This is a genomic window from Methyloceanibacter sp. (assembly GCF_041573655.1).
Classification (GTDB): Bacteria; Pseudomonadota; Alphaproteobacteria; order Rhizobiales; family Methyloligellaceae; genus Methyloceanibacter.
The window spans coordinates 1-15857 of sequence record NZ_JBFFQD010000047.1 but is presented as its reverse complement, the minus strand read 5'-3'; the positions used below and the strand labels follow the sequence as shown (position 1 = coordinate 15857).

Here is a 15857-nt window from a genome sequence, read left to right as displayed (position 1 = left end):
GTGAGGAAAAGAGGGAGGCCGGCGGAGGCGAGCGAAAGGGTCGAAACCGACCCCTTCACCCCCGTAACCCGTACGGCGAGGCGGGATACACGGTACTTTGCCCGCCGGTGTCACAAACACGGCCCGGCGAGAATCGTTCCAACTTTTTCCGATTTGGATCAGTGGCGCGTGGCGGCGCGGCCCCTCAACCGGAGCCGCGCCAAGGGAGGCCGCTAGGCGGGGAGGAACTTGAGAGCGAGCCCGTTGATGCAGTAGCGCAAGCCCGTGGGCTTGGGGCCGTCGTTGAACACGTGGCCGAGATGCCCGCCGCAGCGGCGGCAATGGACCTCGTCGCGAGACATGCCCCAGCTGAAATCCTTCTCAACGCCGATGGCACCGTCGATGGGTTCGTAGAAGCTGGGCCAACCCGTACCGGATTCGAACTTTGTCTCAGAGGCGAACAGCGGCAGGTCGCAGCCGGCGCAAGCGAAGGTGCCTTTGCGCTTCTCCTTGTTGAAGGGGCTCGTCCAAGCACGCTCCGTGTCCGCATCGCGCAGAATGGCGTATTGCTGCGGCGTCAGGATTTTCCGCCATTCCTCCGGCGTCTTGACCACCTCGAACGTCTTGTCGGTGGCGGCTGTCGCCTGACTGCCCCACCATTTCGCGGCACCGATACCGGCGCCTGCGACCGCGGCGAGACCCGCGGTGCCCAGCAGAATGCCTCGTCGTGTGACCATGATGGATCCTCCTAATCGCCCGTCCTCGGGCTGAGTTCTCCATCCGAATCTAGGGACTTCCGTCCACGCATCAACTCAACTTACGCGCACGCGTGTTCACGAGCGCTTTATTAGGCTGAGATTTACGGGCTATTGGGGCGCGATTACGGGCTTATTTCGGGCGCGCGAAGGGGCGCCTCACGGGCGCGGCGTCACATCGCTCACGTGGCCCGCGGGGATAACGATCTCACAGTGAACGCCGTGCGCGGGGAACGACAAGGTGACAACGCCGGCGAGCGCCTTGCTCACGACGTTCTCCAGCATGGCCCGCCCGAAGCCCGAACGCTCGGGCTCGCGCACCTCAGGTCCGTTCATCTCCTGCCAGATCAGCTTCAGCGACTTGTCGTCCTCACAGAGGTTCCAGGCAATGCGGATGGCGCCTTGCGGATCGGACAGCGATCCATATTTCTCCGCGTTGGCCGTGAGCTCATGCAAAGCGAGTCCAAGATTGTGCACCGCCTCGGGCTTGAGCATGACGTCGTCGCCCTCGATGGCGATGCGACCGCCGTCCGCGTGAGTCTTGAGTTGTTGTTCGACGAGCATGCGTAACGACGCGCCCTCCCAATCGTCCGCCACAAGAAGGTCGTGCGACATGCCGATGGCGTAGAGGCGCGCGCCGAAGCGATCGAGAAAGTCGTCGACCGACCTGGTGCGCGCGGCGGTCTGCCGCGCGATGGCGTTGATCACGGTCAGCAAATTCTTGGAGCGATGGGTCAGCTCACGCAGGGTGACTTCGAGACGCTGCTTCGCCTCGGCCAATTCCTTGGTGCGCTCTTCGAGCTCCCGGCGCGTTAGTTTGAGCTCGTCCATGGTTCTGTCTCTGCTGCAGCCACACGCAACGCTAGACGATCGCCGCGATCAGCGTCACGAGGAAGACCACCAGGAAGATAAAGAAAAGAATGCGCGCGATGCCACCTGCGGCCGACGCCACGCCGCCGAAACCAAAAACGCCGGCCACCAGGGCCACGACGGCGAACATAATCGCCAAGTACAGTAACATCTCTTACTCCTCCCACTCAGAACGCGGCAATCGCAGTCAGAAGATCTTGATCGGTGAACGGCTTTCTGACGAGCGGCGCGTTTTGATAGGCCTGCGGCAGGCTTTCGCGTCCATAGCCGCTGACGAAAGCAAACGGCAAGCGGCGCGCGGTCAACGCATCGGCGATGCGCGCGGCCGATTCACCGCCCAGATGCGCGTCTAGCAATACACCGCGCAATGGCTGTTGTTCGATGGCGGCAAGAGCATCGCCAACGGTGCTCACGGGACCGGCAACCGCGACGCCCGCCTGTTCGAGTGCGGCGACAATGTCGAGAGCGATGAGGAATTCGTCCTCAACGACAAGTATGGACTGCGCGCTCATCCGGTCTCCCCTTTACTCAACGCTACCGGAGTTGGAACGCACATCCCTTGCGTCCGTTTCATGCGTCCGGGTGACGCGCCAATTTGTGCGTCTGGCTTGGCGCGCAAAATGAGCTATGGTCGGCGCACGACAGGCATCCTTAGGGGGAGCAATGGGCTCGACAGTCCTTCTTATCATCCTGATCGGCGTCTTCCTCGCCGTTCTCCCGGTGTGGCCCTATAGCCGCGCCTGGGGACCGTTCCCATCGGGCCTTGTCGGATTGATCATCGTCCTCATGCTCGCACTGTTGTTCTTCAACTTGCTCTAGCTGCCGGCCGTCTAGGCGCCAGCTTGCGGCTCGTCCTTGAGCTTGGCGCGCCGCTCGAAGAACAGCGCCTGCGAGACAATCGCCTTCACCGTGTCGGGCTGGTAGGGCTTGGTGATCAGGAATGCCGGCTCCGGCCGCTCGCCGGTGAGGAGCCGGTCAGGATAAGCGGTAATGAAGATCACCGGCACTTCGAACGAGCCAAGCATCTCGTTTACGGCATCGAGGCCCGAGCTCCCGTCGGCGAGCTGAATGTCCGCCAGCACCAGCCCCGGCTTTTCCTTCGACACGGCATCGACCGCCTCGCTATGGGTGCGCGCCACGCCCGTGACGCGATGCCCGAGCCCCTCCACGATGCTTTCCAAATCCATGGCGATCATCGGCTCGTCCTCGATGACCAGCACGTCCGTTGCGACTTGGGCGGCGATCTCGCGGCCCGCGTCGTCGATCAACGCCTCGACATTGCTCGCGCTGGTGTTGAGGACGACAGCCGCGTCCTCCGGCGCGAAGCCTTCGACGGAGCACAGCAGAAAAGCTTGTCTTGGAAGCGGCGTGATCTGCTCGAGCTTGCGGTCGACGCTGGTCGTGCCGCCTTCGGCGATGTCCGTTTTCAGATTGATGCCGACCGAATTCCAAAGACCGAGGAACGTCCGGTAGAGGGCCACGCGCGGATCGAGGTTCTTGTCGAACAGTGATGGATCCTCGACCAGGACTTGTAAGGTCGCGGCCACGTAAGCATCACCGGCCTTTTGCGTTCCGGCGAGCGCGCGGGCGAAACGGCGCAGAAAGGGAAGATGCGGAGCGATCGTTTGCGACAGCGTCATGGATTTTCTTGTCTTCTCCTTGGGCACCACCAAGGGTGCACACTTATTCGCATGAACCGGGCCGGAGGGTGACAGATTCAGCCGGTGCGTCCAGCGAAGAATGCAAGCTGCACGCCCACTCCCCTCCCCGATCCTGGAACCATCTGAACCTTAGCGTGTTTTTTGGGTCAGAAGCGCGGCAGAATCCGCTAGACTGCCAGTCCTGGCAGCAGAGCGGAGAAAGACCCGCCGTGGACCGTAGTGACAAGAAGAAGGCCCAAAGGCGCATGACGGTAGATACTACCAAGCGTGTGGAGCGGCACGACGGCCCCGATGCTGCCGAGAGTCCGCCGGGAGAAGGCATGTCCCCGGACCTCCAAGCCCATATCGGTCGTCAGGTGCGCGCGATGTTCGACGAAGTCGCCGAAGAGCCCATTCCAGATCATCTTTTGCGCTTGCTTCAGGACCTCGACCGAGGCGGGGAGAAATAATTGCCACGTAATGCTTCCCCGGGCCTGAGGGACGACCTCGTGGCCCAAATCGGTAGCCTGCGGGCTTTCGCCGTATCGCTGTGCGGCGATCGGGAGCGCGCGGACGATCTCGTTCAGGAAACGCTGTGCAAGGCATGGAAGCATCTGGACTCCTTCAAGGAAGGGACGAACCTGAAGGCTTGGCTGTTCACGATCCTGCGCAACACGTTTTTCTCCGAACGCCGCAAACGCAAACGCGAGGTGGAGGACGCCGACGGCAACCTCGCCGCGCGCCTGTCCTCGCTCCCTGAGCAGCACGGGCACATGGACATGAAGGATTTCCAGGAAGCGCTCTCCAAGCTTCCCGACGACCAGCGCGAGGCGCTCATTCTCGTCGGCGCGGCGGGTTTTTCCTACGAAGAGGCCGCGGAGATTTCCGGCTGCGCCGTCGGCACGATCAAGAGCCGGGTCAACCGGGCGCGCAACCGCCTCGCCGAGTCCCTTGAACTTGGCGAGGAGGACGAGGCTCCCTCGGCGATGACCAAAACGGCCTGACCCCCCTTCCCCGCTCAGAGCAAGAACCAGATAAAGACGCTCAACGTCACGAGCGAGCCGAACGTGCTGATCAACAGCGCGGAGGCGGTCTCCGGAATGGCCACGCGATATTGAACGGCGAGCATGACGACTAGCGTGACAGCCGGCAGCGCGGTGGTCACGACGGTCTGTCCGAGGATCGGGTCGCTGTAGCCGAGCCACATCATGCCCGCAAACACGAGCGCCGGCTGCACGACGTTCTTGATCAAGACGAGCACGCCTACCGGCATGGTGAATGTTATCTTGTAGCCGGCCAGAATGATTCCCGAGGTGAATAGCGCGACGCCCGCGGCGGCATGTCCGAGCAGCATGAGGGAGTCGTTGAAGACCTTCGGCACTTCGACATCGATCGCGACCAGCGCGAACCCCAGAAGCGGCAACCACACAACAGGTTGCTTCAGGGCGCTAAAGATCTTCTCCCCGATGCCCGCTTCAGGTGCCGCCGCCGCGGCCTTGCCCGAACCTGGCTTCGCGGCGGGTGCCGTGGCGTCGTTCAGGGTCAGCAATATGAGCGTCATGGGAACGAGCACCACGACGATGATGATGCTGCCGACCGCAATGGGAATGTCGCCTTTGTCGCCATAGAGATATCCCAGCACGGGCGTGCCGACGAACGCGGTGCTCGGCGCCGCGGCAGTCAAGGCACGCAGCGCGCTCAAACCGGGCGGGTGCCGGAAGACAAAGATCGCGAGCAAGAGAACGAGAAGGTACATGCCGACGATCGCGCCGCCGAGAAACGCGACCAGTGGCAGGTCGGCCAGGAGCTCTTCGCGGCCAGCACTGACCACGCCGATAAACAGCGACAGCGGCAGCGCGTAGCACATCACCATGCGGCTGAGCGTCGGGACTTCTTTCTGCGAGAAGTCGTGATGGCGGGCCGCGAAATAACCCAGCAGAATGGTGATGACGGCCGGGGCCAGCGCTCCTAGAATCTTTTCGAACATTTCGATCTTTCTCGCCAGCGCAGGCGGGACCCGAGGGGACCGTTTGAGAGACTCGCCAAGATACAGAATGACGAGGAGCCTGACGCCACCATGAAGACGCTTTCCACCGCCGATATCGAGCAGGCCAAGCTCGACCCCACCTCGGTTTTTGCAAGACCTGCGGATGTGCTGGCCACGGATTTGTCGCAGGAGCTCAAGACGACGATCTTGCAACGCTGGGAGGAGGATGCGGACGAAAGGATGCAGGCGACGGACGAAGGCATGCCGCCCGCTGACATCCCCAACGGCCCCGCCGAAGTGCTGTGCGCCGTACAGGCGGCTCTTCGGACGCTGAAAAGCGCGTAGGGGCCCTGCCTTGCACGTCCGGCCTTGAGGACGGCGCCTTTTGGCGTTTTTCGTCGCTGCGCCCTTGATGTCAGGGGCGGGAAGACAAATCTCTAGGGTGCCGAGCCGAACATGACGGGATCACCCATGGACTTTCACAACCGCAGTCTCATTAGCCGTATTGGCATCGCGCTTTTCGCCGCCGCCTTCTTATTCGGGACCGGCCCGGCCGCCGCCTCGCCTGAGGAGACGCCGCCGGAGACGAAGGCCCTTCACGAGGGGCTGGAACGCCTCGCCGAGGCGTTCCAGGCGCATAGTGATCGCGCGATTCGCGCCGCGACCCAGGCGGCCCAGCGCGCCATCGAGGACAACCGGGACACGATTTCGGACCTGGATTCCCAATGGGACTCGCAGCTTGAGACTTTCCGCGCGTTGTTAAAAGACCAGAAAGCCAATCTCGACATCATGAGCGAGGATGCGGCGGCCAAGTTGGATACCTGGACGCAAGCCGCCAAGGAGCAATGGGACGAAATGCACCAATCGGCGCTTGAGGCCCTGGACCTGTTTCAGGAGTGGCTTGACCAGAAGTCGGCCTCCCAAGAGCCGATCCCTGTCTAGCGACCCCCTGTTAGAGAAGAGAGACCAAAATGACCAACGAAACCTCCCAGAACGAAAAAGCTCAGAAAGAATGGGCCGACCTGCAGCGCGACCTCGATACGCTTGGGGAGCAGCTGGAGAGCCTACGTGACCACAGCACCGCTCTCGGTGGCACCTTGGTGGCCGATTTGGAAGCGCGCTTCCAGGAGGTGCGCAATCGCGCCCTCGGCTTCCACAATGCGGCGGAGTCGCAAGTCGATGAGCTGCGTAAGGCCGCTCTGGAGCAAGCCGCGCAGACCCAGACCACGCTGACCGAGACCGGCATGAAGTCGGCCGAGATGGCCAAGGACACCGCCCGCCAGGTGTGGGAGCGGTCCCAGCCGTTCCGCATGGGCGCGCAGGAAGTCGGCCAAGGCCTGGCGCGGGCCTGGACGGAGATCGCCGCCTCTTTCGGCAAGGCAGCCGAGAAGGTTCAAACCGAGCGGGCGAAGTCGGCGACCGGCGAGGAAAGCCAGAAGCCAAGCTAAGAGTTTTCACAGAAGCGCAAGCCTAGACAGTGCCCGGGTCCGAAAGGCCCGGGCATTTTCGCGTTTGGCCTAACCGACTTTTGCGGGTTCGGGCGTGTCGGCACCTGCGGGTTGCATCAACTCGGCGCGCACCAGACCGCGCACGGAATTGCCGAGATAGACGCGTTCGGCGCCGGCGAGATCGGCCGGGGTGAGCGCCGCTTCGCTGGCCGCGGCGCGCGGCAGGTCGAGTAGTTCTTCGCGCAAAGTTCCGGGCAGAAGCCCGCAGGCCAGCGCCGGGGTGAACAGGCGTCCATCCTGCTCGACGAACAGCGTGGTGCGCGTGCCTTCGGTCAGTTCGCCACGCGTGTTGAGGAACACCACCTCGTCGCATCCGGTGAGCGCCTTCCGCCGTTCCATCTCCTCGTCGTAGAACTGCCGGCGCGTGGTCTTGTGATAGAAGAACGGGTCCTTCTCATCGACGCGTTTGTCGGAGATCACGAAGCGCCAGACCGTGTCCTTGGTCGGCAGCTCGATCTCACGCGACGTCACGGTAACAGTGCCGTCTTCGGCGAGCAGCAGACGCACCAGCGCGACGGGACCCGTGATGCGATCTCCTTCGGCATTGAGCGCGGCAAGCACGGCCTCCCTGGACATGGGATAGCCGAAATGCTGCGCCGAGGCCCGCAGCCGGTCGAGATGCCGCTCCAGGAGGTGGTAGCCCCTGTCCTTCTGATAACGCAGCGTCTCGATCAGCTCGAAGGGCGCATCGGCCGTCGTTAAGAAGTGCGCCTTCAACAGGCACTCCTCATATTCGGATTCTTCCTTGGAGTCGGCAACGATGCCGCCGCCAATCCCCATCTCGCCGCCGTCTTCGCCCAGCACCACGGTGCGGATCGCGACGTTGAACCGGCAATCGCCGGACGGCTCCACATGACCGACCGCGCCCGTATAGACGCCGCGGGGACCGCCCTCGACCTCGCGGATAATCTCCGTGGCCCGCACTTTCGGTGCGCCGGTGACCGAGCCGCACGGAAACAGCGCGCGGAGCATGTCCGAAAGCCCCATGTCGGAGCGCAGCTCCGAGGTAATCGTCGAAGTCATCTGGTGCACGGAGCGATAGGTCTCGACGGTGAACAGGTCGGTGACCTCGACGGAGCCGATGCGCGAGACCCGGCCGAGATCGTTGCGCAAGAGATCCACGATCATCAGGTTCTCGGCCCGCTGCTTCTCGTCCATGGCCAGCCAAGTCTTGAGGCGGGCGTCCTCACGCGGCGTGCGGCCGCGCGGCGCCGTGCCCTTCATGGGCCGCGTCGACATGTGCTGGCCTTCGCGCGCAAAGAACAGCTCCGGCGACAGCGACAAGACCTGAAACTCGGGTGTAGCGATCAGCGCGCTATAGGCGACGCGCTGCTTGCGGCGGAGTGCGACGTAGAGCGCGGTCGCGCCGCCTTCGACGTCGAAGAAGAACTTCTGGGTGAGATTGATCTGGTAGACATCGCCCGCCACGATGAAGTCCTTCACCGCCTTGAACGCTTCGCCGTACTGCTCGCGCGTCCACGACAGGCGCAAGTTTGAGATCTCGGCACTTTCGCCGCCGCCATTCGCCTGAAGCCAGGCGTGGGTCTCACCGTCGGTGAGGATTTGCGGTGCCTTGAACAGCCCAATCCACAGAAGCGGCGTTCGCCGCCCCTCCGGCATCAATTCGCACAGCTTTGGCTCCAGGCAATAGCCCAGCTCGTAGGCGAAATAGCCGGCGGCGTGCAGACCGCGCGCGATCCCATCCGAAACGGCTTTTAGCGCGTCCTCGACCTCGCCGGGCTCGGAGACCGAAATCACCTCTTCGGGCGCCGTAAACAGCAGGCCGCGCCCGCCGGGCGTCAGGCTGTCGTCAAGAAGCACATATGGCAGAGCAGTCATCGCGGAGCGCCGATCAGAAAGCGAAACCAAGCATAACGGATATGGGCGGGTGAAGCGTCAACATCGAGGCCGCATGAGACGCGGCTCTTTGGCCCTCAGGCGAGGATGAGCATCTCGCCTTTGCCGAGCACAGCCATGTCGCCCATGAGGCGCCGCGCGCGGGCGCCCAGGCGAATGCGCACGTCTTGCTCGCGCAGCCATTTCTCCAAGATACGAAGATAGTCGAACTCCATGACGCCGCTGTCGACATAGGTGGGCAGGAGATTGCGCGGCTTCTCGGTGAAGATGAGGCTGCCGCGCCGGTTGCCGTAGCCCGCATAACGGCCCGCGCCGCCTTTCAGAACCAGCGTACCGGCGATCATGCGCCCCCCGGCATAGTCGCCCGCCTTGCCGCCGACAACGATGAGCCCGCGGCGCAGGCGCTCGCCCAAAAGATCGCCGGCGTTACGGCCGACAGAGATAAAGCCGCCCTTCATGCCCATGGTCGAGCCAAAGGCAACACCGCCGGCCTGGTCGCCAACGTCGCGGCGCACTCTGATCTCGCCGCCCGCCATGCTGGCGCCGGTCAGCACGCCCGCACTGCCGTCAACCGCGATTGTGCCACGCTTCATCTGCGCGCCGAGCAGCATCCCGGCATCGCCCTCGACCGTGACGTCGCCGCCGTTGAGCTTCGCGCCGATATTATCGCAACGGTCGTCGGTGCCGACGAAGCGCAGGTGCTCGGGATCGTTGCCCTTCACCTTGAAGACGTCGCCCACGGTGAGCTTCTCGCGCGTCGTATTGATCGGCAGCGCTTCGATCTTCTTGCGAGCCAGCTTGGCAAGCCGCTCCGGCACCAGCGGCGACAGATCGAGACGCTGATCGACTATCCACCTCATATCGAAGACAAGCGCGCTCACCCGACGATCTCCTTCAGATGGAAGTGATGAGGGCCGAGATTGCCGCCATAGTTGCCTGCCGTGATGTGCGTGATACCTTCGCGCGCGCCGCCCTTGGCGATGGCGTGAATGCCGGCATGCATCGCCTTGTGAATGGCGTCCGCCGTGAGCCCATCAATGACGATCTCGAGCACGGCCTCGGTCGTGGGCGGCAATTCGGAATCGGCGTGATGTTTCAGGCCCGGGCTATAGGCGTGATTGGTGGACGCGATCTGCCCCTTGTACTGCGAGCCGACCTTGGAACCGGAGCGCACGATGCCGCCAGGGAACGGCGTGATGACATCGGGCATTTCCGCCATGGCTTTTACGGCGCGCGTCGACGCCGCCAAAACAGCGTCGTGCGTTTTGCCGAGTATGAGCAGATTGCCGCCGCCGACGGCTTTCTTCGTGAGGCCGGTCTTGTCCTCGCAAACGAATTCGCCGCCCATCACGGGAATGCGCCAAAAGCGCCGCCCGCCGACCACCTTGGATACCTGCCAGCCATCGCCGAAGAAGCGCAAGGATGCGCCAAGCTTCAACGTCTTCTCGCCTTCGAGCCCCGCGAAGCAGGCGGAGCCCGGGCTCGTCAGCACGCATTGTCCGACGCGATTGCGCAGTTGCGTCTGAAGCTTGCCGGCGTCCATGGTGAAGAGCAGGACAGAAACGCCGGGCCGTCCATCGGGCGTTTCTTTGCGGGGCACCGTGCGCTCGATGCCGCCTTCGGCGCCGCAAGCGATCACCGACGTGGCGAAGCCGGTCATGGTGCGCGCGGAAATCATCGCCCACTCGGCCGTGGGCGCCGTGATGATGACCCGCGTGCCGACCATGGGAAAGGCCTCGGCAAAGGTCTCAACGATATTGATGCCTTTGACTTTCAGCTCTGGCATGTCAGCTCGAACACGGAATCGTCGCGAACCTGTCGGGACGATGGATTGCATTGGACACGCCGAACCAGGACGGGTCGGCGTCGTAGTAACGGTCGTAGAACGCGGCCACGCGCTTTTCGATCTGCCGGTCAAAGCCGGGGTCGACGTGATAGCAGCGGCCCCAGGTGACGCGCACCACGTTGCCTTTGCGAACCACGAGATTGCCGGACTTGAACACGAGATCGGCGGCGGAGAACATCTTCGTCTTGTTCTTGCGCTCGGTGTAAACGGCGACATCGGCGACCGCGCCCACACCCAAATGACCGCGGTCCGCCAAGCCCATAAGCTTGGCTGGCGCGGCGCGGGTGATGATCGCCAGCTCCGACAAGGTCAGCTCGCGCGAGATGCCCGCAAGGTTCGACACCTGACGGGACGCTTCCGGCAGACCGTCGAGCCAGCGGGCGCGCTCGTCCTTGTCCATCAGCAGATGGAAGATCTCCGGATAGCGCACGAAGAGCGCGCCGTTCGGATGGTCCGTGGAGAACAGCACCCGCCACGGATCCTCGGCCAAGAGGAAGATCTCCAACCCGATGGCCCATTGCAGCGCGTTGACGAAACTCTTGGGCTTGTAGTTGTACGGCACGACGCCCGTGCCGTTGCCCTCGCCTTGGTTGAGCCCCCACTTCTTCGGGCTGGCCGCACGGCGTCCGTCGAACTGGCGTAAGATATCGCCGGAGATGGTGACGGTCTGGCCGAACATCACCTGGCCGACATCGACGGTTGCGTTCTTGTGCTTGTTGACCGCCTCCATGAGCGTCGCGGCGCCCGACGAGAAGCCTTTGTCGCCTTCGTTGCCGTAACCGTAGAACTGGATATGCGCGAAGTGGATGGGGCGCCCTTGGGTCGCTTCCAACGTCGCGACCGCAGTCTCCACATTACCGGCGATACCGAGATTGTTGCAGTGGACATGCGGCGGATGCGGCACGCCGAGATCTTCGACGGCGCCTTGCATCGCTTCGACAATGCCGCGCGACGTGACGCCGTAATCCGGCACCTCTTCATCGAGATCGAAGGTGCGCGCGTTAAACTTGAAGGCTTCGGAACCGCCCGCGTTGATGACCTTCAGCCCGATCGCCTTGGAGTGGGCAAGCGTCCACGAGACATAGTCCTTCAACTCGTCACTCTTGACGTCGCCTTTGCGCAGGAGATTGAGCGTATAGTCATCATTGCCGAGGATGACGAGACCGGCCACGTCGATGATCGGAATCGCGGCGAGCTCGGCTTGCGCCTCGATGGCGTGGGTCGGGATCATCGCCGGCTCGATCACCGTGGTGTACCCCATCTCCGCATAACGGACGCCGGTGGCGTAAGAACCCCAGGCGGCGGGTGACGGCAGGATCGGCTGTCCGCCCTCGGCTGCAAGCAGCGGCAGCTCCGGCATCAATTGGCGCCCGAGCGTCACGTTGGTGCCCGCAATGTGCGAATGCACGTCGACCGCGCCCGCCATGACGATCTTGCCGCTGACGTCGTGCACCTCGTCGGGCTTGCGCACGTCCGCATTGTCGACGATGCGGCCGTTCTCGATGAACAGATCGCCAACTGCGTCGCGATTGTGCGCAGGATCGATGATGCGGCCGCCTTTGAGCTGAATGAGCATTACGCGGCCCTCGTCTTGCCGATGAGTTTGGAGATGCGGGTTAGCACCTCCGCCACGGTCGGCTTGTTCTTGTTTGCGCGCTTCGCCTTGACCACGCCAATGCCGGCAATCGGCGGCAGAAACAGCGCCGCGTCATGGTCCGCGCCTGCGGCACCAACCTCGATAACAACGTCGTCGCGTCCGGCCCCTCTGACAGGTTTTGACGACACGATGACGGCGGGAATGCCGCGGAATGCGCCCTTGGGTCGTCCGGCGGTTTCTCCGTCCAGTGCGTCGATCCACACCAGCGCGTCGGCCTCGTCACTCGCGAGCAGACGGTCGGTGTCATACGCCCACATATTGTTCTCCGGCACTTTGCGCGCAAAGCTCGTGCGCACCGGCAGCGCGCAAGTCCACGTGGCGCACAGATTGACGCCGTCGCCGTTGCCGGGCGCGGCGAGCGACATGGTCGCGGCGCGTGTCGTTTTCACCAAGTGCCGCACCATCTCCAGCACGGTGTGCATCACCGGCTCTTCCAGTTCGGCTGGGTCGTAGACGAAGACAGCGAAGGCGGACTCGCGCAAGCGCTTGCCCGCCGCGTCGAGCTTCTTGCGCTGCGCCTTGTCGCGCATCTCGAACAGCCCCTCGCGCGTCGCCGCGGCGAGCAACGCCACGAGCTCCGGCACGGATGTCTTGCCGTTGATCGAGGTCAGAGGCACGCCCTTCGGCGCCGTTGCCTTGCCGGCGCCGAGCAGCACGGCCTCGCGATTATTCTTGCCGGGGCGCGGCAGGCCGGGCTTTCCCGGAAACAGTTTGCTCAAGAGATCGGGATCGCGCTGAAGCGGGTTCTTGCCAATGATGACGATCGTGTCGGCGCGATTCCGCACTTCGCCGAAGCTGGCAGGCGTCGCGCCGGTCTCGCGCATCACGCGCGCGGCGCAGGCAAGCCCCTCGCCCGCCGCATGATCCACCACGCCGCCAAGCTTCTCGGCGAGCGCGAGCGCGGCGGAGGCACCATCGATATCGGTGAAGAGGCCGCCAATGACGGGAAGACGAGCGCGCGCAAGCAGCGCTGCGGCACGTTCGAGCGTGCTATCCAACTCGTCCTCCTCGCGAAACTTCCCCCGCGCACAAATACCGAGGTGACCGGAGACGCGCAAGCGCGGCAATGCGCCTCTCCATAACTAATCCGCCTACAGTTTTGCTAGGCGCTAGTCTTTCGGCTTGTCGTATTTCATATACGAGAAGCGCATGTCGTCGGCGGGCGTGCCTTCCAGCGCACCGGCTTCGAGCGCGGGCTGCCAATGCACCACGTCCTCGATCTTCTTGGCGAGCTCGAAATCCTTGTCGGTGATGCCCTTGGCCGCGTGATTCATCAGCCGCACCTCGACCCAGGCGTAAGACGCGGTGATGTCGGGATGGTGCCAGGCGGCTTCGGACAGATGGCCGACGGTGTTGACGACCATCAGCGTGCCCTTCCAGCTATTCGTCTTGTACTTGCGCCGGATCCAGCCATCCTCGAGGTACCAGTGCGGCAGCTCCTTCTTGAGCCGCGCCTCGACCTCGGCATCGTTGTATGTGTGCTCTTTCATTGCCATCGCTGCCGTCTTTTGAAACAGTGAGCGGCCAATTCCGCTATCGCTTTTCAGAGCATATCGGGGGGCTTCGCACCGATCAATGGAGGCCCTTCGCGTCTGTCATGTCAGACCTGGAACGCAACAAAAAGACCGTCGTCGCCTTCTACGACATGGCCTTCAACCAATCGCGTCCGCGCGAGGCAATGGACCTCTATGCAAGCGCCGAGTACATCCAGCACAATCCGGGCGTGAAGGACGGCAAGGACGGCTTCATCGCGTATTTCGAAGAGATGGCCCGCCGCTATCCGGGAAAACGTGTGCATTTCAAGCGCGCCCTCGCCGACGGCAATTTCGTCGTGCTTCACTGTTTTCAGGAATGGCCCGGCGACGATGATTGGGTCGGCATCGACATTTTTCGGTTGGACGATGCCGGAAAGGTTGTAGAGCACTGGGACGTGCTGCAGGTGGCGCCTGAGACTTCGGCGAACGACAACGGCATGTTCTGACCTCATCACCGCGAACCGACTTGCCCGAAAACACATCCACCCATAAGCCCTCCTCCGTCACGGTCACCACGACGGCGCGGCTGCATTTCGGCTTCCTGGATCCGAGCGGGCGCAGCGACCAGCCGTTCGGCAGTTTCGGCCTGTCGCTGGACCAGCCGCTAACACGGCTCACGCTAGAGCCCGCGGAAACGCCTTCTGTGAGCGGCCCGGAAGGGGCTCGCGCCGGCCGCTATCTGATGACCGTCGCGGAGGCTTGCGGGATCGCCCGCACCTACCGGCTTGAGGTCACCGAAGCCATTCCACCGCATGCAGGGCTCGGCTCGGGTACCCAGCTCGCTCTTGCTGTCGGCGCCGCCTTCGCCGCAGCAGAAGGGCTCGACCTGAAACCACTGGAGATCGCAGGGATTCTTGGGCGCGGCGCCCGCTCAGGCATCGGCATGGCCACGTTCGAAGTGGGCGGCGCGGTGCTGGACGCGGGCCCCCGCGACGGCGCGCTTCCACAACTTCTAGCGCGCGTCCCCTTCCCCGAGGCCTGGCGCGCGCTCCTGATCTTCGATCCCGCCACCAAAGGGCTCGACGGCGCCAGCGAAGTGGCGGCGTTCGAGGCGCTGCCGGCCTTCCCGGACGCGCAAGCGGCGGATTTGCGCGCGCGGATCGCCGAGACGGCGCTGCCGGCCCTCCAGAACGAGGATTTCGAGAGTTTCTGCGCGCAAGTCGGCTACCTCCAGGACCGCATGGGCGCCTATTTCGGACCGCTTCAGGGAGGCGCCTATACGAGCCCCTGTGTCGGCGCCGTGCTCCGGGGTTTGCGAGCGGACGGGGTGATAGGGCTCGGCCAGAGCAGTTGGGGTCCGACCGGATTTGCCTTCGCCCCTGACGAGGAGACCGGCCAACGGCTCCTGGCGGCGGCCAAAGCCCATGCGGAGGCCCATGCGCCGCAAGGCGATCTGCGCTTCACACTGGCGCGCGGGCGCAATAGCGGCGCCGACATCACCGTGGAATAGCCCACGAAAATCGCCAAGGCGCGGCGAAGAGGTGCTTTGCCCCCGCGCGCGGTGTGCTAAAGCGAAGCCCCCGGCATTCGGACCGCAGCAAGACGACAGGAGATCGAAAGCGAATGGCCCCGCCACGCATTTTGCACATGATGACGCCGCTCAAGCATATGAGCCCGTTCGACGTGAACATGGCGCTCGATGCCGGATACGACGACGCCATCACCTACACCAATGTGACCATCGATGACGTCTACGGCCTCATTCAGGACGCGATCTTCTCGCGCAGCCCTGAGGGCATCAAACGGCAAGGCGCGTTTATCGGCGGCAAGCGCGCCATCGAGGCGCTGGACATGATGGACCGCGCCAAGAAGGCCATGGTTCCGCCCTTCGAGATCTCCGTCTTCGCCGACCCGGCCGGCTCCTTCACCACCGCAGCGGCCATGGTGGCCTGCGCCAAGAAGGCGTTGCAGGAGAAGTTCGACACGGACCTCGAAGGCAAGCGCGTGGTCGTGTTCGGCGGTACGGGCGTGGTGGCCTTCGCCTCCGCCGTTATCGCCTCCACCGGCGGCGCCAAGTCCGTCCTAGTCGGCTATGACGGACCGGAGCGCGTGCGCCGGCTGACCATGGAAGCCAACGACCGGTTCGAGGCCAATCTCGGCTATGCCGACGGCACCACCGAGGAGCAGAAATCCGAGCTTGCGGAGAGCGCCGATGTCATTTTCTCCGCAGGGCCCGCAGGCCGGCAGATCCTCAGCCTGGCGCAAATCAAACCGGCCAAGGAC

Annotated in this window: 21 protein-coding genes; 9 read left to right on the top strand and 12 right to left on the bottom strand. The window is 63.6% G+C overall.

The genetic code is table 11. The annotated features are described in order from the left end of the window. Window positions 1-212: 212 nt before the first annotated feature. From msrB to ABY454_RS10195, 4 genes are all read right to left on the bottom strand, one after another. Complete coding sequence (gene msrB, locus ABY454_RS10210) at window positions 213-716, bottom strand: peptide-methionine (R)-S-oxide reductase MsrB (protein ID WP_372930386.1); 504 nt, start codon at window positions 714-716, stop codon at window positions 213-215. A 177-nt stretch (window positions 717-893) separates the two neighbouring features. Continuing rightward, window positions 894-1565, bottom strand: coding sequence for a sensor histidine kinase (locus ABY454_RS10205; RefSeq protein ID WP_372930384.1), 672 nt, complete (start codon window positions 1563-1565; stop codon window positions 894-896). A 31-nt stretch (window positions 1566-1596) separates the two neighbouring features. Continuing rightward, a complete protein-coding gene (locus ABY454_RS10200) occupies window positions 1597-1755 on the bottom strand; it encodes a DUF1328 domain-containing protein (RefSeq protein WP_372930383.1) in 159 nt (52 codons plus the stop codon). 16 nt (window positions 1756-1771) lie between these two features. After that, complete coding sequence (locus ABY454_RS10195; RefSeq protein WP_372930381.1) at window positions 1772-2116, bottom strand: response regulator; 345 nt, start codon at window positions 2114-2116, stop codon at window positions 1772-1774. A gap of 151 nt (window positions 2117-2267) precedes the next feature. Here ABY454_RS10195 and ABY454_RS10190 point away from each other — a divergent pair, with 151 nt between their 5' ends. After that, window positions 2268-2423, top strand: coding sequence for a DUF3309 family protein (locus ABY454_RS10190; RefSeq protein ID WP_372930379.1), 156 nt, complete (start codon window positions 2268-2270; stop codon window positions 2421-2423). An 11-nt stretch (window positions 2424-2434) separates the two neighbouring features. Here the strand turns inward: ABY454_RS10190 and ABY454_RS10185 are convergent, their stop codons facing one another. Then, window positions 2435-3244: a response regulator gene (locus ABY454_RS10185; RefSeq protein WP_372930377.1), complete on the bottom strand. Its 810-nt coding sequence runs from the start codon at window positions 3242-3244 to the stop codon at window positions 2435-2437. 266 nt (window positions 3245-3510) lie between these two features. On the opposite strand from ABY454_RS10185, the gene ABY454_RS10180 reads away from it, so the two are divergent. Both ABY454_RS10180 and ABY454_RS10175 read left to right on the top strand, forming a co-directional pair. After that, on the top strand, window positions 3511-3714 hold the full coding sequence (locus ABY454_RS10180) for a NepR family anti-sigma factor (RefSeq protein ID WP_372930375.1): 204 nt from the start codon (window positions 3511-3513) through the stop codon (window positions 3712-3714). Beyond that, window positions 3715-4248 (top strand): sigma-70 family RNA polymerase sigma factor, encoded by a 534-nt coding sequence (locus ABY454_RS10175; protein ID WP_372930374.1) that lies wholly within the window; start codon window positions 3715-3717, stop codon window positions 4246-4248. 14 nt (window positions 4249-4262) lie between these two features. On the opposite strand, the gene ABY454_RS10170 is transcribed toward ABY454_RS10175, so the two are convergent. Further along, complete coding sequence (locus ABY454_RS10170; RefSeq protein WP_372930372.1) at window positions 4263-5231, bottom strand: AEC family transporter; 969 nt, start codon at window positions 5229-5231, stop codon at window positions 4263-4265. A gap of 90 nt (window positions 5232-5321) precedes the next feature. Here ABY454_RS10170 and ABY454_RS10165 point away from each other — a divergent pair, with 90 nt between their 5' ends. The 3 genes from ABY454_RS10165 (at window position 5322) to ABY454_RS10155 (ending at window position 6679) form a co-directional block, all read left to right on the top strand. Further along, a complete protein-coding gene (locus tag ABY454_RS10165) occupies window positions 5322-5576 on the top strand; it encodes a hypothetical protein (RefSeq protein WP_372930370.1) in 255 nt (84 codons plus the stop codon). Window positions 5577-5687: 111 nt separating this feature from the next. Next, window positions 5688-6173 (top strand): hypothetical protein, encoded by a 486-nt coding sequence (locus ABY454_RS10160; RefSeq protein ID WP_372930368.1) that lies wholly within the window; start codon window positions 5688-5690, stop codon window positions 6171-6173. A 29-nt stretch (window positions 6174-6202) separates the two neighbouring features. Further along, window positions 6203-6679, top strand: coding sequence for a hypothetical protein (locus ABY454_RS10155; protein WP_372930367.1), 477 nt, complete (start codon window positions 6203-6205; stop codon window positions 6677-6679). Between the two features lie 69 nt (window positions 6680-6748). On the opposite strand, the gene pabB is transcribed toward ABY454_RS10155, so the two are convergent. From pabB to ABY454_RS10125, 6 genes are all read right to left on the bottom strand, one after another. After that, on the bottom strand, window positions 6749-8578 hold the full coding sequence (pabB, locus tag ABY454_RS10150) for an aminodeoxychorismate synthase component I (RefSeq protein ID WP_372930365.1): 1830 nt from the start codon (window positions 8576-8578) through the stop codon (window positions 6749-6751). 95 nt (window positions 8579-8673) lie between these two features. Continuing rightward, on the bottom strand, window positions 8674-9477 hold the full coding sequence (locus ABY454_RS10145; protein WP_372930364.1) for a formylmethanofuran dehydrogenase subunit C: 804 nt from the start codon (window positions 9475-9477) through the stop codon (window positions 8674-8676). After that, the gene (gene fhcD / locus ABY454_RS10140; RefSeq protein WP_372930362.1) at window positions 9474-10382 is read right to left on the bottom strand and encodes a formylmethanofuran--tetrahydromethanopterin N-formyltransferase; all 909 of its coding nucleotides are present in this window, start codon (window positions 10380-10382) and stop codon (window positions 9474-9476) included. The genes ABY454_RS10145 and fhcD overlap by 4 nt, the downstream gene beginning before the upstream one ends. Window position 10383: 1 nt before the next feature. Next, complete coding sequence (locus ABY454_RS10135; RefSeq protein WP_372930360.1) at window positions 10384-12018, bottom strand: formylmethanofuran dehydrogenase subunit A; 1635 nt, start codon at window positions 12016-12018, stop codon at window positions 10384-10386. Next, the gene (locus ABY454_RS10130; RefSeq protein ID WP_372930359.1) at window positions 12018-13097 is read right to left on the bottom strand and encodes a hypothetical protein; all 1080 of its coding nucleotides are present in this window, start codon (window positions 13095-13097) and stop codon (window positions 12018-12020) included. Before ABY454_RS10130 ends, ABY454_RS10135 begins: the two co-directional genes overlap by 1 nt. A 111-nt stretch (window positions 13098-13208) precedes the next feature. Further along, on the bottom strand, window positions 13209-13595 hold the full coding sequence (locus ABY454_RS10125) for a 4a-hydroxytetrahydrobiopterin dehydratase (RefSeq protein WP_372930358.1): 387 nt from the start codon (window positions 13593-13595) through the stop codon (window positions 13209-13211). Between the two features lie 101 nt (window positions 13596-13696). Here ABY454_RS10125 and ABY454_RS10120 point away from each other — a divergent pair, with 101 nt between their 5' ends. The 3 genes from ABY454_RS10120 to ABY454_RS10110 form a co-directional block, all read left to right on the top strand. Next, window positions 13697-14080 carry a nuclear transport factor 2 family protein gene (locus tag ABY454_RS10120; protein ID WP_372930356.1) on the top strand — a complete coding sequence of 128 codons (384 nt, stop codon included), beginning with the start codon at window positions 13697-13699 and terminating at the stop codon, window positions 14078-14080. 20 nt (window positions 14081-14100) lie between these two features. Next, window positions 14101-15084 carry a hypothetical protein gene (locus tag ABY454_RS10115; RefSeq protein ID WP_372930354.1) on the top strand — a complete coding sequence of 328 codons (984 nt, stop codon included), beginning with the start codon at window positions 14101-14103 and terminating at the stop codon, window positions 15082-15084. A 113-nt stretch (window positions 15085-15197) separates the two neighbouring features. Further along, a partial coding sequence (locus tag ABY454_RS10110; RefSeq protein ID WP_372930352.1) for an NAD(P)-dependent methylenetetrahydromethanopterin dehydrogenase occupies window positions 15198-15857 on the top strand: 660 nt, incomplete at its 3' end.